The following is a 16,446-nucleotide window of genomic DNA, read 5'->3' as shown; positions in this document are numbered from 1 at the left end:
GCTAACGCCTTTTCAGCCCCTTACCCTGCATGCGCCAGACCAGCAAATCGATGCGGTCCTGGCCGAAGAACGGCTCGTTGTCGAATACGAAGGTCGGCACGCCCCAATGGCCGGAGGCGGCGTGGTCCCTCTCGTTCTCCGTGATCACCTGCTCGTAGCGATCCGGGTCCGCGGTGATCGCGGCATCCATCGCGGCGAGATCGAAGCCGGCCTTGTCGGCGGCGCGCGCGAGATGATCGCCTTCGTTCCAGCCTGCCACCGAGCCGTCCCACAGCACGCGGGCGATGGCGTCGGTGAATGCGAGCGAGCGTCCCTCGAGCTGCGCCTTGGCACCAAGCCGGGTCAGGCGGTGGATATAGGGCTGCTCCGCCGCGACGTCGAACGTGACCTTGTCCTGCACGATCGGATCGGGCCTTGGAAAGCGGAACGGAATGCCTTCGTGCTGCGCCACGCGCGTGCTGTCGAGCACCACATACCGAATGAAGTTTGGGCTGGCCTTCTTGAAAAACCCGGGCACACGGACTGCGAGCGGATAGACCGGCCGCAAATTCACCGCCAGATCGTAGTCTTCGACGAGCTTCAGCGTCTTGGGCAGCGCCAAATAGCTGAACGGGCTGCGGAAGGAGTAGAAGAGGTCGACGGAGAGCGTCATCGAGCCAGCTCCGCGAGCCGCCCCATCATGCTGCGAGCCACAAGCTTGTGGAAGGGCGTGATGAACGCGAGGTAGGTGCGGCCCAGCAGATTGTTGGTCCGCACCAGCGTGGTCAGGGTGACGTGGCGCAGCACCGCTTCGCCGGCCACATCGACCACGATGCGGAAGTCGAGATGAGAATCGTCGAAGCCCGCCACCAGCTGCTCCGGCGTTTCACTTAGCACCGGAAACAGGCCGATCAGGCCGCCCGGCGCCGGCGTACCCTCGCCCGATGTCTTCAGGCCGAACGGCGTCACGAGGATGTTGCGCAGGCGTGTCAGTGCACCGATCCAGCGCGGTCCGTGCAACACCATCCTGGTGCAGGCCTCGCGGGCATTCACTGGTGCCGTACCGATCTCCACGCGAAAGGCGTCGATGAATTGCGCGCCGGCCAGCAGCGTGCCAGCATCGATATCGGGGGTGACTTCGCGGACGGTCCCGTTCATCCCGCCAGTTTGCGCGTCAGCATCCGGAAGCGCAAGATCAGAAGTCCGGCATAGACGAACGATCCGATCGACAGTCCGATCCAGACACCGACCGCGCCGAGATCGGCGTGAAAGGCGAGCCACCAGGCGATCGGAAAGCCCACGCACCAATAGCCGATCGCGGCGAATACCAATGTCATCCTGGTGTCATTGATGCCGCGCAGTGCGCCGCCCATGATGGTCTGGATCGCATCGGCGATGAAGAAGGTCGCGCCGACCAGCAGCAGCGTCGCGGTCAGCTCGACGGTCGCCCTGCTCGCCTCGCCGCCGCCGAAGAACAGCCGTCCGAGCTGATAGCGGCCGAAGATGATCGCGACGGTCAGGGCCGTGACGAACGCGATCCCGATCACGGCGGCGACGAGACCTGCGCGCTTCACCGCAAGCGGCTCACCGCGGCCGAAGGCGTGGCCGACCCGCACGGTGGCCGCCATGCCGATGCCGAGCGGGACCATGAACAGCACGGCGGTGACCTGGAGCGCGATCTGATGCGCCGCGAGCGCAGTGGTCGAGATCAATCCCATCAGCAGCGCCGCCGAAGAGAACAGGCCATATTCCAGCAGCAGCGAGAACGAGATCGGAGCGCCGATCGCGATCAGTTTGCGCATCAGGGGCCAGTCGATCCGCCAGAGATGGGCAAGCGGACGATAGTCTGCGAACGGCTTGCGCAGTCCCGCAATGGCGAGCGTGGCGACGAACGTGCCGAGATTGACCAGCGTGGTCGCAAGCCCCGCGCCGAACAGGCCGAGCTCCGGCAGGCCGAACAGGCCGTGGATCAGGACGTAGACCAGCGCGGCATTGACGGGGATCGCCGCGAGCGTGATCCACAGCGGGGCCTGCGGCCGGTTCACCGCACTCATCATGCTGCGCAGCGCGATGAAGCCGAGCGCCGGCGCGATGCCCCAGGCAAGGCCATTCAGATAGCGCTGGGCGAGCGCGGCCGAGTGCGGCGCCTGACCGAGCGCGACCAGGATGTGCTCGCCATAGAGCGGCGAGGCCATCATCGGCAGCGAGATCAGCAATGCGACCCACAGGCCGACGCGCAAGGAGCGGCGGATGCGCCTGACATCGCCGGCGCCGAACGCTTGCGCGACCAGCGGCGACACTGCCGCCATCAATCCGAGCCCGAACGTGAAGCTGACGAAATAGACCGTATGCGCGAGTGCTGCTGCCGCGACCGCGCTCTCGCCGAGCCGCCCGATCAGCGCGAGATCGGTCGTGATCATCGCGATCTGCCCGAGCTGCGTCAGCATCATCGGCACGGCCAGCCGCAGCGTCGCGACGAACTCGTCGGCGAGAGGATTTGGCGGCACGCCGGCTTGCGGCTGCGAACGAGGCTGAACGGTGTCGAGCATGATCACCCAATAGCATCACCGAGCGACGAAAACATGGCCCTCGTGTCCCGGACGCGCGAAGCGCGAGCCGGGATCCAGAAGTTGCGGGCACGGCTCCTGGCCACATGGACCCCGGCTCAGCAGCGCATCACTGACGTGCTGCGCTGCGTCCGGGGCACGAGACCATTTTCGGATTGGGAGCCGAAGCGTCTCACCCCTTCCGTTCGGGCACGCGTCGGATCTTCGCGCCGAGCGCATTCAGCCGTTCGTCGATGCGCTCGTAGCCGCGCTCGATCTGGTCGGCGTTGTTGATCGTGGAGGTGCCCTCGGCGCAGACGGCCGCGAGCAGCATGGCCATTCCGGCGCGAATGTCGGGTGAGGTCATCGTCGCGCCGTGCAGCCGGCTTGGACCGGCGATGATGGCGCGATGCGGGTCGCACAGCACGATGCGCGCGCCCATCGCGATCAGCTTGTCGACGAAGAACATCCGCGATTCGAACATCTTCTCGAACATCAGGATCACGCCCTCGCATTGCGTGGCGGTGACGATCGCGATCGACATCAGATCGGCGGGGAAGGCCGGCCAGGGCTGGTCTTCCAGCTTCGGCACGTGGCCGCCAAAATCGTCCTGGATCTTCAGCGTCTGGTTCGAGGGCACGATGAGATCGTCGCCCTCGATGCGGCAGACGATGCCGAGCCGCTCGAATCCCATGCGGATCGAGCGCAGATGCTGGACGCCGGCGCGCACGATGCGAAGCGGCGAACGCGTCACGGCGGCAAGCCCGATCAGCGAGCCGACCTCGATATGGTCGGGCTGGATCCGGTAGGTCGCACCGCCCAGCGTCGCCGGGCCATGCACGATCATGGTGTTGGTGCCGATGCCCTCGATCTCAGCGCCGAGCGCGACCAGGAAATTGGCGAGGTCCTGCACATGCGGCTCGGACGCGGCGTTGCGCAAATAGGTGGTGCCTTCGGCGGCGACGGCTGCGACCAGCGCGTTCTCGGTCGCGGTCACGCTGGGCTCGTCCAGGAACACGTCGGCGCCGGTCAGTTTGGAAGCGCGGAATTCGAGCCGGTCGGTGGCGGTGACCTTGGCTCCCAATTGCTCCAGCGCGAGCACATGCGTGTCGAGCCTTCGGCGGCCGATGACGTCGCCGCCGGGGGGCGGCAGCATCACTTCGCCGCAGCGGGCGAGCAGGGGGCCCGCGAGCAGGATCGAGGCGCGGATGCGCACGCATAGCTCAGGATCGAGATCGGCGGCGCGGATGCTCTTGGCGTGAATATGAAGCGTGTTGCGGGCGGTCCATTCCGCCGCCGCGCCGACCGAGCGGATCAGTTCGACCAGCGTCTCGGTGTCGCGGATCCGCGGCACGTTTTCCAGCGTCACCGGATGCTCGGTGAGCAAGGCTGCCGCGATGATCGGCAGCGCGGCATTCTTGTTGCCGGACGGCTCGATCGAGCCCGAGAGCCGGTGACCGCCCTCGACGATGTACTGGATGGGCGCCACGGGGTTCTCGCTGTCCTGTTGGGTGGGGCGGGCGGGTTTTCGAGCCGGAAACTACAGAGAATTGAGCGCGGTAGCAATTGCGCCGGCCGCGGCTCGAGCCTGTCCGGCGGGACTTAAAACAACCCGATGATATTCGCCACCACATAAAGGATCGCGATCAGGATCAGCGCGCCGATCACGACAAAGGAGATTTCGATCGCGACGGCGCCGGTGCCGAGCGTGGCCGCCACGGCGGCGAGGAGCCGTTCCTCCCGAAAAATGAGCGCAAGGACCGAGAGCAGGATCGCGAGCAGGCCGAGCGAGATCGCCGTGACCGAGGAGGCTTCGCTCCAGCTTCGTTCAGCCGATTTCTCGACCTTCGGAGCCTGATACTCCATACCCTTCACCCGCGCGATCACGCGGTCTTTGATGCGGTGTCCGGTGTCGACGATGACTTGGTCCGTCGGTGCCGGCGGAAACACGATCGGCACGATCCAATGCGGCAACACCGCCGCCATCAGCGCCAGCATGCCGACAATGCTGCCGATGATGCCCAAACGGCGAGATGGTACAGCGGAACTGGTTGCTACGGAGCTGGTCATGGCGTGGCGCTTCCGGGCCGGAACAGGCCTCGCGGGTTCATGCCACTTCGTCGCGATGGCGGGTGGTGAGGTTCAGAGGATGGCCCGAGCACAAGCTCCTGGCAGCTCGGCCTCGTGGTTCGAGACGCGCCGCAGGCGGCGCTCATCACCATGAGGGTTTAGAGTTTCGCCGCGAAACGAGACCTCATCCTGAGGAGCCCGCCAAAGCGGGCGTCTCGAAGGATGGCCCCAACAAGATCGCCGGCGCGCGAACGATCTCAAATATCGATCGTCGCGCTCAGCGAATGTTCCTGGATGAAGTCGCGGCGCGGCTCGACCACGTCGCCCATCAGCTTGGTGAAGATGTCGTCGGCCTCGTCGACCTCCTTGACCTTCACCTGGAGCAGTGATCGCGCATTGATATCCAGCGTCGTCTGCCAGAGCTGCTCCGGATTCATCTCGCCCAGCCCTTTGTAGCGCTGCAGCGAGACGCCCTTGCGGCCGGCGTCGGTGACGGCTTCGAACAGATCGACCGGGCCGTAAACCATGTGCTCGGTGTCCTTGCGCCGCAGCTTGCCCGGGCGGGCATAAACGTCCTGGAGCTTGACCGTGTACTCGTCGAGCTTGCGGGCTTCGACTGAGCCCAGGAACGCGTCGTCGATGAGAGCGACGTCCTTGACGCCGCGCACCGTGCGCTCGAACTGGAAACCATGGCCTTCGACGTATTGACCGATCCAGCCGCGCTCGACCTCGTCGGCGAGGGTGTCGAGGCGGGCGGCGATGTATTGCGCGGCCGCGGCGGCCTTCTCCGGATCGCCGTAGATCGCCTTGTTGAGCACGCCGGTGATGGCAGCCTGCTCGATCACCTTGCGATTGTAGCGGGTGTGCAGGCTGCGCAGGACGCCGCGGACGGCGCGGGCGTCGTCGACCAGCGAGCGCAGGTCGCGGCCGGTACGATCGCCGCCGGTGCCGGGAATGTAGACGCAGTCGTCGAGTCCGGTATCGATCAGATAATCTTCCAGCGCCCGCTCGTCCTTCAGATATTGCTCGGACTTGCCGCGGTTGACCTTATAGAGCGGCGGCTGGGCGATGTAGAGATAGCCGCCGTCGATGATCTCGCGCATCTGCCGGTAGAAGAACGTGAGCAGCAGCGTGCGGATGTGGGCGCCGTCGACGTCGGCGTCCGTCATCACGATGATCTTGTGATAGCGCAGCTTCTCGATCGAGAACTCGTCGCTGATGCCGGTGCCGAGCGCGGTGATCAGCGTGCCGATCTGCTCGCTGTGCAGCATCTTGTCGGGACGCACGCGTTCGACGTTGAGGATCTTGCCGCGCAGCGGCAGCACGGCCTGGAATTCGCGGTTGCGGCCCTGCTTGGCGCTGCCGCCTGCCGAGTCACCCTCGACGATGAAGAGTTCGGACTTGGCCGGATCCTTCTCCTGGCAGTCGGCGAGTTTGCCGGGCAGCGAAGAGACCGAGAGCGGGCTCTTGCGCGTCAGCTCGCGCGCCTTTCGCGCGGCTTCGCGGGCGGCGGCCGCCTGGATCACCTTGCCGACGATCATCTTGGCTTCGGAGGGATGCTCCTCAAACCAGGCCTGCAGCGCCTCGTTGAGCACGTTCTCGACCACGGGACGCACTTCCGAGGACACCAGCTTGTCCTTGGTCTGCGACGAGAATTTTGGGTCCGGCACCTTCACGGACAGCACGGCGGTGAGGCCTTCGCGGCAATCGTCACCGGTGAGCGCGATCTTTTCCTTTTTCGCGTTGGCCTCGGCATAGCCGTTGACCTGGCGCGTCAGCGCGCCGCGGAAACCGGCCAGATGCGTGCCGCCGTCGCGCTGCGGGATGTTGTTGGTGAAGCACAGCACGTTCTCGTGGTAGCTGTCGTTCCACCACAAGGCGGCCTCGACACCGATGCCGTTGGCTTCCGCGCGCACCATGATCGGCGCCGGCACGATCGCCTTCTTGTTGCGGTCGAGATATTTGACGAATTCCTCGACGCCGCCCGAATAATGCATCTCCTCGCGCTTCTCGACGGCGTGACGCATGTCGGAGAGAGCGATGTTGACGCCGGAGTTGAGGAAGGCGAGCTCGCGCAGCCGGTGCTCCAGCGTGGCGAAATCATACTCGATGTTCTTGAAGGTTTCGGTCGAGGCCTGGAACGTCACCTCGGTGCCGCGCCTGCCGGGCGCGTCGCCGACCACCTTGAGCGGCGCGACCGCATCGCCATGGGCGAATTCGATGTAGTGTTCCTTGTTGTCGCGCCAGATGCGCAAGCCGAGCTTGCTCGACAGCGCGTTGACGACGGAGACGCCGACGCCGTGCAGGCCGCCGGAAACCTTGTAGGAATTCTGGTCGAACTTACCGCCGGCATGAAGCTGGGTCATGATGACCTCGGCTGCCGAGATGCCTTCGCCCTTGTGGATGTCGACGGGAATGCCGCGGCCGTCGTCGCGCACGGTGACGGAATTGTCGGCATTGAGGATCACGTCCACGCGCGTGGCGTGGCCCGCGAGCGCCTCGTCGATCGCGTTGTCCACGACCTCGTACACCATGTGATGCAGGCCCGAGCCGTCATCGGTGTCGCCGATATACATGCCGGGGCGCTTGCGAACGGCGTCGAGACCCTTGAGCACGCGGATCGATTCCGCCCCGTAATCGCTCGGATTTGAGGGTTCGTTTTCGGCAGGCGTCTGCCGAGCAGGTTCAGTCATGAGAGGCCTTCGAGATGTCGCCCGAATCAGCGGCGCAAAAGGCGCTGATATGCGGGCTATTTGTGCCACGAAAGACGGATTGCGCCTAGCGCAAAGTATCCCCCGGCAAGTCCTTGATTACTTAGGATTTTTCGGCCGATTTTCAAGGCCTTCGAAGGCCGATTCGGCGGCTTGGAAAAAGCGCGGTTCGAGAAGCCGTTTCGGGCTCTCGAAGGCGTGGATTTTGCGGGGACGAGGGACGTTCCAAGGCATCTGGAACGCCCCGGAACGGCCTTGCAGCTCAATACATCTGAAGCGGCAGCACATCTCCGCTTGGTCCCACCAGGAGGCCCCAGGCATCGCCGGCGGCCACGGTGAGGGTCTCGGTGCGAGCGGGGCGTCCCGGCAGACGCAGCGCGTACTGGTACTTGCCGGGCGGCAGATCGAGCATCGGACCTTTCGGCGATTGCGGACCGCCGGCGCCGGCCGCGATCTTCACGGTCTGATTGTTGATCGTCAGCGATGCTTCCTTCGGCCCCATATTGCCGAGCATCAGCCTCGCCTGCCCCGCCTTCGGCATGATGTCGGCCTTGGCCGCGGCCTGCGGATTCCGCTGCACCAGGCTGACAATCGTCTCATCCCTGGCGCGGCCGAGCTTTAGCATGGCCGGCCCTGCCGGCGAGGTGAACGCGAGCTCCGCCCGCTCGGCCGTCACGGTCGCGCCGTCGGTCTTTTCCTGCCAGCCGCGTTTGGTCAGCTCCGCGCGATAGAAGGCGAGGACTTCGCCAAGCTCGGCGGGGATGCTGGCTTCGAGCTCGGTCCGGAACGACTGGTCGCTGCCGGGGAATTTCGTGGAGCTTAATCCGGTCGAGCTGCGCTGCGTCGGCACCGGCAGGGCGGAATCGGGATCGGGCGTGAGCGGCTCCTTCGATTTGGTCTGGACCGTCTTGGCTTGCGTCGATTTGGCCTCGACGGGCTTCGCCGCGGCGACGACCAGACCGGAGCCGTTGGCGCTAACGTTCACCTTCGGCCCCATCTGCATCACGGTCATCGATATCGATTTGCCGCTCTTTGCGAACTCCATCACCGCCATGTTCGGCTGATTGATGACGGAGGGCTGCTCTTTCCAGCCCGCCGGCTTGAGCGATGCGCGGTAGAACGCGGTGAGCGCCTTCACGCTCGATGTCGAGGAGAATTCGAGCCTGCCCTCGTCGCCCTCGAATTTCACGCCTTCGGCGTTTTCAGGCAGCGGCACCGGCGTCTTGCTGTCGGCGAGCGCATTCAGCGGCGCGTCGGACAATGCGGCTGCCTGCACCTTGCGTCTTGCTTCGTCGGCGGTGATGAGCTGCTTGGCCGCACCTAACGCGTCCCCAAGGAACTTGTCGTCGGCCTCCTTCTTCGCCTTGGCGCGGGCGGCAAGCGCGGATTCTTTCACCTGCGCGGTCAGGCTGACCATGGTGAAATCATATTTGCGGCCGAGCCGCAGCACGCCGGTTTCCTCCGCCGAAGAGATCCTGATCGCGACCTCGTCGCCGGGTGCGAGCGGCGCGCTGCCGTCCTCCTGCCAGCCGCGCGCGGCAAGCTCGCGGTGATAGAAGGCGAGCACGGCGGGCAGCTCGGCCATCGCGGCGGCCGACATTTCGCGCTTATTGTCGCTCGCGCCGCCGAGACCCCTGGCCGTCTTGGTCGGGCCCGGCCGCGGCAGGCCGGCCAGATCGCTATCGGCCTTGAGCTCGCCGGGCAGCGCGAAGGGCGCGACCCGGATATCGACATTGGTGCGGCCGTCGTCGCGGCGCGTCAGCGTCAGCATCACGGGCTTCTGCTGATAGAAGCCGGTCTCCTTGCTATCGGCATGCGCGTAGAACGCGCGCAGGCCGTTGGGAACGGTTTCATTCAGACTGGTCGTCCAGCGCGCGGCGGTTTCCGACGTGAGCTTCTGCCAGCCGATCGCAGCCATCTGGCTGGCATAGAAATCCGACGTTGCATCGAGCGGCGTCGGCGCGATGCAGCCGAGATAAGGCCGGGTCCCGTCGAACACGATCTCGCTTGCGCCTTCCGGAAACGGCACGTTCCCGTAGATCCGGTCGGTGGTGTAGTAAACCACGGACTGGTCCGGCCGGCCGGGGGCCTGTGTGAAATGCACGGAAAGGCCCTGTCGTCCTTTCCTGAACTTCAGCAGGCTGCTTTTCTCCTCAAGCGGCATCACATAGGGCACCCAGCCGTTGTCGCTCAGGAGCTTTTGGACCGCGGGCAGTGTCACGGCCTGCCGCATCGGTACGCGATATTCGACGCTATAGGAATCGGGGCGCGAGGTGTCTTCCATCGCACCTTCGAGCTGCGGCAGCGCATGGACGTCGACGATGCCCTCGTCGGCACCGGCCGCGATCGAGCAGCTCGCCATCAGGAAGATACCGCATGCAAGCAGCCGCCATCGTGCCGGGATTTGCATCCCGCGCGGGATCATCGCCATCGTTACGTCTCCAGGATGTCGCGCGGCGCTTGGCGCGCACGGTTGCAACGGCTGCAACACCGTCGGCGGGCCTCACACGAGAAGTCGCGGCAGGAACCGGGCAGGTTCAAAGCTCCCGGACTAGTCAATACAGCTGGAGCGGCGACCATGCCTCGCCGTCGCGCCCGACGGTGAGCTCCCAGGCGTCGCCGGCCGCGACGGTGAGCATGTTGGTGTAGGCCGGACGGCCGGGCACGTTCAGTTCGTAGGCATATTTGCCGGGCGCCAGATCCAGCGAGACGGCGTTAGCGCCAGCAGCGCGCTTGATGATCCGCCCGTTGATCCCGAGCACGGCTTCCGTCTCGGCGATGTTGCTGAGCACCAGCTTCGCCCGGCCCGGTTCGGGCATGACGTTCGCCCTGGTTGCAGTATCCGAGTTCTTCTGCACGAGATGGACCAAGGTGCTGCCGTCCTTGCGGCCGAGCTCCAGCTTGGCCGGCCCGAGCGGAGAGACGAACGCGATCTGGACGTGATCAGGGGAGACGACGACGTCATCGTGCTGCTCCTGCCAGCCGAGCTTTCCGAGTTCGCTGCGGTAGAAAGCGAGGACGTCGGCGAGCTCGGCGGGCACGGTGGCTTCGAGCTTGACGCGAAGTGGCGCTTCAACGCCCCGCATCAGGGTGGTGTGGATTCCTCGAAAGCTGTAGCGGGTCGGTGCGGGCAGCCTGGCATCGGGATCCGGTGTGAGATCGGCCGAAAGCAGCGACGCGAGATGCGGCATCCAGGCGCCGGCGCTTGCCGCGAGCATGCACGTCGCGAGCAAAACGAGGCCGCACGCAAACGCCCGCCATCGTGCCGGAGCTTGCGCCCCGGACCCTGCCGTCCGCATCTCACTCTCCAGGGGTTCGCGCGTGATGTCATTGCGCGATTGCAAAACGGCTGCGACGCCGTCGGCGCCGCCTCCGGCAACTAGTCGCGGCGGAAATGAGGCTGGTTCAACGGCGGCGACTAGCGCCGGGCCGTTACCTGTCCGCTTTCGACGTCAAAGATCTCGCCCCCGGCGCCGATCTCGGCGAAGGCGGCGGGGTCTGCGCCGGTCAGCCACACCTGCGCGCCGAGCTTGCGCAGCTCGTCGAACAGCGCCGCGCGCCTGCTCGGATCGAGATGCGCGACGACCTCGTCGAGCAGCAGCAGCGGCACGATGCCGGTCATCTCGGCGACCAGGCTCGCATGCGCCAGCACCAGCCCGATCAGCAGAGCCTTCTGCTCGCCGGTCGAGGCATCGCGCGCCGGCATGCTTTTCGGCGCGTAGATCACCTGGAGATCGGTGAGATGCGGACCATCCGTGGTGCGGCCGGCGATGGCGTCACGCGGACGGTTGTCGCGCAGGATCTGGCGGTAGCGGTCCTCGACCGAGGTCGCGGTCTCCGTCAGCAGCGCGTTCTCCATCCAGCCGTCGAGCGCGATCTGCGCCGAGGGAAAGGCGGAGGCCTGCGCGCGCACGTTCAGCATGCCGGTCAGTCGCGCCGCGGTCTGGCCGCGGGTTGCGGCGACCGCGACCGCAAGCTCCGCGGTCTCGCGCTCGATCGCGTCACACCAATGGTCGTCGTAATTACGCGTCTCGAGCAGGCGGTTGCGCGAGCGCAGCGAACGTTCGAGCGCGGAGATGCGGCTGGAATGGTCGCTGTCGATCGCAAGCACCAGGCGGTCGAAGAAACGCCGCCGCTCGGACGCCGCGCCCATGAACAGCCCGTCCATCGCCGGCGTCAGCCACACCATGCGGATGTGGTCGCCGAACGACGCCGCCGAATTGACCGGTTCGCGGTCGATGCGGCAGCGCCGGCTGACCGGGCTATCTGCGCGCGGCGGATCGATGCCGGTGCCGAGCGTGGCAAGGCCCAGCGCGCCCTCGACCTGCGCCGACACCGCCCAGGAGCCGTCGCCCTGGTTGTCGGCGACGTCGTCCAGCGTCGCGCGCCGCAGGCCGCGTCCCGGCGACAGGAACGAGATCGCCTCGATGCAATTGGTCTTGCCCGCTCCGTTCGGCCCGACCAGCGCCACCATGTCAGCCTTAGCCTCGAGCCCCGCCGCCCGGTAATTGCGAAAATGCGTCAGCGTCAGGCGATGAATGCGGGAGGGGGTCATCAGATCTTCGTCGTGGGCCGCGATTCTTCCCCTCTCCCCTTGTGGGAGAGGGTGGCGCCTCACGAAGTGAGGCGACGGGTGAGGGGTATGTTACCGCAGGGCGAGCTTTGCAAGAACGTCCTCCAATACAGAAGTGGGCTGCTGGAGCACGTCGTTGTTCCAGTAGCGCACTATCGAGAAACCCTCTACGGAGAGAGCCGCATCACGCGCTGCATCGCGTTGCGATTCCGCATGCTGACTGCCGTCGATCTCGATAACGAGGCGCTTCTCGAAGCAGACGAAGTCGAGAATGTAGTTCTCGATCGGAGCCTGTCGGCGAAATTTGTAGGCCGATAGCCGGCGATCCCTCAGTAAGCGCCACATCGCTGCTTCCGCATCCGTCGGCTCGTGCCGCATGTTCTTCGCGAACTGGCGAAGATGCCTGGCAGTCGGCCGATGGTGCGGGTCGCGCGGCATCGGCGCTCATTCTGAATGTTGTTGGGGCACGGTGCCCTTTCCCTCTCCCCTTGCGGGAGAGGGTGCCGCCGCGCAGCGGCCGCGGGTGAGGGGTTGTCTCCACATAGGAAGTGCCGCGAGAGGACCCCTCACCCAAGTGAGACCTTGGCCAACAGCGGAGCTGCCCTCTCCCGCAAGGGGAGAGGGCGCGATAATGTGCATCGCGCTTGATTCATGGGGGAATACTTGGCGTCCGCGAGGGCGCACGTCCCTCACACCCGCATCGGCATCAGCACGTAGAGCGCGCTCTTGTCGTCGCGGTCTTGCACCAAGGTCGGTGAGCCCGGGTCGGCGAGCCGGAGCGTTGCAACGTCGCCTTCGATCTGGGCGGCGATGTCGAGCAGGTAGCGGGAGTTGAAGCCGATATCGAGGGCGTCGGAAGCGTATTCGACTTCGAGCTCTTCGGTCGCGCTGCCGGAATCCGGATTGGTCACCGACAGCACCAGCTTGCCCGGCGACAGCGAGAGTTTCACGGCCCGTCCGCGCTCGCTGGAGATCGTCGAGACGCGGTCGACCGCGTTCTCGAAATCCTTCTTGTCGACGACCAGCTCCTTGTCGTTGCCCTGCGGGATCACGCGACCGTAGTCGGGGAAGGTGCCGTCGATCAGCTTCGAGGTCAGCACCACATTGCCGATGGTGAAGCGGATCTTGGCCTGCGACAGCTCGATCGTGACCTCGGCCTCGTTGTCCTCGATCAGGCGCTGCACCTCGCCGACGGTCTTGCGCGGCACGATCACGCCGGGCATGCCCTCGGCGCCCTTGGGCTGGACCAGGTCGAGCTGGGCGAGGCGGTGGCCGTCGGTGGCGACGCCGCGCAGGGTGGCGGCCTTGGCCGAGCCCGCGGCATGCAGATAGATGCCGTTGAGATAATAGCGGGTCTCCTCCGTGGAGATCGCGAACTGGGTGCGATCGATCAGTCGCTTGACGTCCTTGGCGGCGAGGCTGAACGAATGCGACATGTCGCCGGCGGCGAGATCCGGGAAATCGTTCTCCGGCAGGGTCTGCAGCGTGAAGCGGGAGCGGCCGGCGCGGATCGCCAGCACGGCGCGGTCGCCGTCGGCTTCGAGCACGATCTGCGAACCATCCGGCAGCTTGCGCACGATGTCGTAGAACATGTGCGCCGGCACGGTGGTGGAGCCCGCGGTCGCGGTTTCCGCCGCGAGCGTTTCGGTGACCTCGAGGTCGAGGTCGGTCGCCTTCAGCGACAATTTTGTATTCTCGGCCCTAACAAGCACGTTGCCGAGGATCGGAATCGTGTTGCGGCGCTCGACCACGCGGTGGACGTGGCCCAGCGACTTCAGGAGTTGCGCGCGTTCGACCGTAACCTTCATTGCACTACTCGCCCGATCCCCAAGGAAACACAAATCTGGAAAAGCCGGGCGGCGGGACGCGCGCCACGGCACCGAAGACCCCGGAAGGCCGGATCATCCAGCCGATATGACCAAAGCCGTCAGGGTCGCGCAAGGTGGCGCGTAAAGTCATCCGTTTCAAGGGATTGCGCGATGGTTCCCCACGATTTACCCGCAAAGACGGGGGCCGCCGAGGCAGAGGAAGGCCGCTGCCCAGGCAGACCAAGACCGCCGCCCAGGCAGGGCCGGGGCGGCGGGAGCGAAGGGAAAGGCCTAGGCTCTTATTCCTGAAGCTGGCGCTTGAGCGATTCGACCTCGTCCGACAGCGCCGTGTCCTTGGAAACCAGGGCCTCGATCTTGCGCACCGCGTGCAGCACCGTGGTGTGGTCGCGCCCGCCGAAGCGGCGGCCGATTTCCGGCAGCGATCGCAGGGTCAGCGTCTTGGCGAGATACATCGCCACCTGGCGCGGACGAACCACGTTGGCGGTCCGGCGCGAGGACAGGAGGTCGGAGCGGCTGACATTATACTGCCGTGCCACTACGCGCTGGATGTCCTCGATCTTGATCCGCTTCGGTTCCTGCGGCCGGATCAGGTCGCGCACCTCGTGCTCCGCCATCTCCAGCGTCACCGGCCGGTTGTTGAGCTTCGAGTGCGCCAGCAGGCGGTTGATCGCGCCTTCGAGATCGCGGCCGTTATGGGTGATGGCGCGGGCCAGATAGGTCAGCACCTCCTCCGGCACCTCGAAGGTGGCATGATGGGCGCGGGCCGCGGCGACGCGCGACTTGAGAATGCCGTGCCGCAGCTCCTCGCCGAGCGAGGCCATCTCGACCACGAGGCCGCCGGCCAGCCGCGAGCGCACGCGGTCGTCGAGGCTTTCGAGATCGGACGGCGGACGGTCGGCCGCGATCACGACCTGGCGGCCGGCATCGATCAGCGCGTTCAGCGTGTGGCAGAACTCGGCCTGGGTCGACTTGCCCTGCAGGAACTGGAGATCGTCGATCACGAGCACGTCGATGCCGCGCAGCGCTTCCTTGAAGGCGAGCGCCGTCTGCGTCTTCAGCGCGGCGACGAAGCCGTACATGAATTTCTCGGCGGTGAGATAAAGCACCTTGCGCTCATTGCCGGAATTGCCGGCCCAGGTCACTGCCTGCAAGAGATGCGTCTTGCCGAGCCCGACGCCCGCATGAATGTAGAGCGGATTGAACATGACGGCATCGCCGCGACGACCCTCGGCGACCTGACGCGCAGCTGCATGCGCCAGCGTGTTGGAACGGCCGACGACGAAGCTCGCAAACGTCAGGCGCGGATCGAGCGGCGAGCCGCCGAGCGCATCATGATTGGCCGAGACCGGCGCGGTCGCGGTCGAGCGCAGCTCCGGCGCAGGCGAGCGGCGCGTTTCGACCGGCGCGGGCGCTTCCTTCTGCTGAACCACGGGGCGCACGGCCGAGCGCACGGTGAGATCGATGCGATGCACTTCGGGCATCTCGGCCTGCCAGCACGACAGCACGCGCTCGGCATAATGGGCCTGGATCCAGCTCTTCAGGAAGCGGGTCGGCACCGACAGACGCACGCTCTCGTCCTGGACGCCTTCCAGATCCATGCGAGCAAACCAGCTCGTATAGACGTCCTCGCCAACGTTCGAGCGCAGCCGACTCTTCACGCGTGACCAGCGATCCTGTTCCGGGGTTGTCATCATTTGAGAACTTTTCTTGAGAGATAAGGTTGCGTGGTGAGCGCCATGCAGAGTTCCTGCCAGGGATACCTGTCCAGGGATGTTTGCAATGGCGCGACCTCAAGCGATTTCACCTGCAGGCATGGCTGGACCGTTCGGCGGAAACGCCGCGTCCGATCAGCAATGTCTAGAGATGGAGGGGTCGCGAGGTCAGCGCGTACTCGGCGCTCCGTGACACGCGGGAGGCTTGGTGTCCGACGAATCTAAAACGGCATCGCTGGAAGTCGAAATGCTGGAAGTCGAAATGTGTTTCAATACCGCGTTGAGTTCGTAAGACATGATACCTCCCCGTCCTGCCGTGATTGCTCGCGACAAGGTCCTGCGTGTCCAAACGACACCCGCGTCGTCATCGGATGCCTGCCCGTGTACTCGTCGTCCGCTCGGCTTCGCCATCATGCATGTCGGGGCAGCTTTCAAGACGTCTCTTAAGCGCGAGAGAAAGATCCCGCTTGGAGACATTCAGACAAAGAGCTACCGTTCCCACATTGCTGTGGGTTTTGAACCGACATCGCTTGTTGAAGCGCCGCCTACGTGCACACCGCCGCCGATTTGCACGCTCGCCCCGTTTCCGATACCGCGCTGGTCTCAAGATCGTGGGCGCCGCTGACGTCTTAAGGAATACACTATGCGGAAAGACTCGCAACGGAATTGATTCACACTTGAGGCATCAAAAATCTTGATCTGCGTTAACGCCACGCGGAGTTGTGCACAGGCCTTCAGAGCAAGGTTTTGGATTCGTGCACAGAATCGAAGGTGCCGCGTCTGATGTGACAATTCTCCGCCACCGCCAAAAATTTTTTACAAAAGCGTCACGCGCACGACGCGCAGGCGAATTTTCCAAATGCTTGCCCTCACTATGTCGATAAGTGATTAGCGAGACATCGTTTTTTGAGTCTTGTTTCACAGGGTAACTCCCTCGCGTCTCGCGATCCGGGGAAACTACGGTGTGCAGAACTCGCAGGGGCCGCGAATTCAACTTGAGCCCGCCTCGCAAGGACCTTTTGCACC

General features: G+C 65.0%; 12 protein-coding genes. All 12 read right to left on the bottom strand.

Annotation, left to right across the window (positions count from 1 at the left end):
- Nucleotide 1 precedes the first annotated feature (1 nt).
- Nucleotides 2-652: a 2-hydroxychromene-2-carboxylate isomerase gene (locus tag BRA471DRAFT_RS00060; RefSeq protein ID WP_007603807.1), complete on the bottom strand. Its 651-nt coding sequence runs from the start codon at nucleotides 650-652 to the stop codon at nucleotides 2-4.
- Complete coding sequence (locus BRA471DRAFT_RS00055; protein ID WP_007603806.1) at nucleotides 649-1,137, bottom strand: DUF2867 domain-containing protein; 489 nt, start codon at nucleotides 1,135-1,137, stop codon at nucleotides 649-651. The genes BRA471DRAFT_RS00060 and BRA471DRAFT_RS00055 overlap by 4 nt, the downstream gene beginning before the upstream one ends.
- Nucleotides 1,134-2,528 carry an MATE family efflux transporter gene (locus BRA471DRAFT_RS00050; RefSeq protein ID WP_007603805.1) on the bottom strand — a complete coding sequence of 465 codons (1,395 nt, stop codon included), beginning with the start codon at nucleotides 2,526-2,528 and terminating at the stop codon, nucleotides 1,134-1,136. Before BRA471DRAFT_RS00050 ends, BRA471DRAFT_RS00055 begins: the two co-directional genes overlap by 4 nt.
- Before the next feature lie 190 nt (nucleotides 2,529-2,718).
- On the bottom strand, nucleotides 2,719-4,014 hold the full coding sequence (murA, locus tag BRA471DRAFT_RS00045; protein ID WP_007603804.1) for a UDP-N-acetylglucosamine 1-carboxyvinyltransferase: 1,296 nt from the start codon (nucleotides 4,012-4,014) through the stop codon (nucleotides 2,719-2,721).
- Between the two features lie 113 nt (nucleotides 4,015-4,127).
- The gene (locus tag BRA471DRAFT_RS00040) at nucleotides 4,128-4,595 is read right to left on the bottom strand and encodes a hypothetical protein (RefSeq protein ID WP_007603803.1); all 468 of its coding nucleotides are present in this window, start codon (nucleotides 4,593-4,595) and stop codon (nucleotides 4,128-4,130) included.
- A 257-nt stretch (nucleotides 4,596-4,852) separates the two neighbouring features.
- Entirely contained in the window at nucleotides 4,853-7,288 is a 2,436-nt protein-coding gene (gyrB, locus tag BRA471DRAFT_RS00035) for a DNA topoisomerase (ATP-hydrolyzing) subunit B (RefSeq protein WP_007603802.1), read from the bottom strand.
- A 280-nt stretch (nucleotides 7,289-7,568) separates the two neighbouring features.
- Nucleotides 7,569-9,737 carry a hypothetical protein gene (locus tag BRA471DRAFT_RS00030; RefSeq protein ID WP_007603801.1) on the bottom strand — a complete coding sequence of 723 codons (2,169 nt, stop codon included), beginning with the start codon at nucleotides 9,735-9,737 and terminating at the stop codon, nucleotides 7,569-7,571.
- A gap of 124 nt (nucleotides 9,738-9,861) precedes the next feature.
- The gene (locus BRA471DRAFT_RS00025; protein ID WP_007603799.1) at nucleotides 9,862-10,605 is read right to left on the bottom strand and encodes a hypothetical protein; all 744 of its coding nucleotides are present in this window, start codon (nucleotides 10,603-10,605) and stop codon (nucleotides 9,862-9,864) included.
- A 119-nt stretch (nucleotides 10,606-10,724) separates the two neighbouring features.
- Complete coding sequence (gene recF, locus BRA471DRAFT_RS00020) at nucleotides 10,725-11,861, bottom strand: DNA replication/repair protein RecF (RefSeq protein ID WP_007603797.1); 1,137 nt, start codon at nucleotides 11,859-11,861, stop codon at nucleotides 10,725-10,727.
- A 90-nt stretch (nucleotides 11,862-11,951) separates the two neighbouring features.
- The gene (locus tag BRA471DRAFT_RS00015; protein WP_007603795.1) at nucleotides 11,952-12,317 is read right to left on the bottom strand and encodes an endonuclease domain-containing protein; all 366 of its coding nucleotides are present in this window, start codon (nucleotides 12,315-12,317) and stop codon (nucleotides 11,952-11,954) included.
- A gap of 251 nt (nucleotides 12,318-12,568) precedes the next feature.
- A complete protein-coding gene (dnaN, locus tag BRA471DRAFT_RS00010) occupies nucleotides 12,569-13,687 on the bottom strand; it encodes a DNA polymerase III subunit beta (protein WP_007603794.1) in 1,119 nt (372 codons plus the stop codon).
- 299 nt (nucleotides 13,688-13,986) lie between these two features.
- Nucleotides 13,987-15,399: a chromosomal replication initiator protein DnaA gene (gene dnaA, locus BRA471DRAFT_RS00005; RefSeq protein WP_035974542.1), complete on the bottom strand. Its 1,413-nt coding sequence runs from the start codon at nucleotides 15,397-15,399 to the stop codon at nucleotides 13,987-13,989.
- Nucleotides 15,400-16,446: the final 1,047 nt, after the last annotated feature.

The sequence above is a fragment of the Bradyrhizobium sp. WSM471 genome (genome assembly GCF_000244915.1).
GTDB lineage: Bacteria > Pseudomonadota > Alphaproteobacteria > Rhizobiales > Xanthobacteraceae > Bradyrhizobium.
This window is presented reverse-complemented; position numbering and strand designations above follow the sequence as displayed.

What these genes read in the sequence shown, in the direction of transcription:
- BRA471DRAFT_RS00060 (WP_007603807.1), bottom strand. Translation starts at nt 652, where the DNA reads ATGACGCTCTCCGTCGACCTCTTCTACTCCTTCCGCAGCCCGTTCAGC.
- BRA471DRAFT_RS00055 (WP_007603806.1), bottom strand. Translation starts at nt 1,137, where the DNA reads ATGAACGGGACCGTCCGCGAAGTCACCCCCGATATCGATGCTGGCACG.
- BRA471DRAFT_RS00050 (WP_007603805.1), bottom strand. Translation starts at nt 2,528, where the DNA reads ATGCTCGACACCGTTCAGCCTCGTTCGCAGCCGCAAGCCGGCGTGCCG.
- BRA471DRAFT_RS00040 (WP_007603803.1), bottom strand. Translation starts at nt 4,595, where the DNA reads ATGACCAGCTCCGTAGCAACCAGTTCCGCTGTACCATCTCGCCGTTTG.
- gyrB (WP_007603802.1), bottom strand. Translation starts at nt 7,288, where the DNA reads ATGACTGAACCTGCTCGGCAGACGCCTGCCGAAAACGAACCCTCAAAT.
- BRA471DRAFT_RS00030 (WP_007603801.1), bottom strand. Translation starts at nt 9,737, where the DNA reads ATGGCGATGATCCCGCGCGGGATGCAAATCCCGGCACGATGGCGGCTG.
- BRA471DRAFT_RS00025 (WP_007603799.1), bottom strand. Translation starts at nt 10,605, where the DNA reads ATGCGGACGGCAGGGTCCGGGGCGCAAGCTCCGGCACGATGGCGGGCG.
- recF (WP_007603797.1), bottom strand. Translation starts at nt 11,861, where the DNA reads ATGACCCCCTCCCGCATTCATCGCCTGACGCTGACGCATTTTCGCAAT.
- BRA471DRAFT_RS00015 (WP_007603795.1), bottom strand. Translation starts at nt 12,317, where the DNA reads ATGCCGCGCGACCCGCACCATCGGCCGACTGCCAGGCATCTTCGCCAG.
- dnaN (WP_007603794.1), bottom strand. Translation starts at nt 13,687, where the DNA reads ATGAAGGTTACGGTCGAACGCGCGCAACTCCTGAAGTCGCTGGGCCAC.
- dnaA (WP_035974542.1), bottom strand. Translation starts at nt 15,399, where the DNA reads ATGACAACCCCGGAACAGGATCGCTGGTCACGCGTGAAGAGTCGGCTG.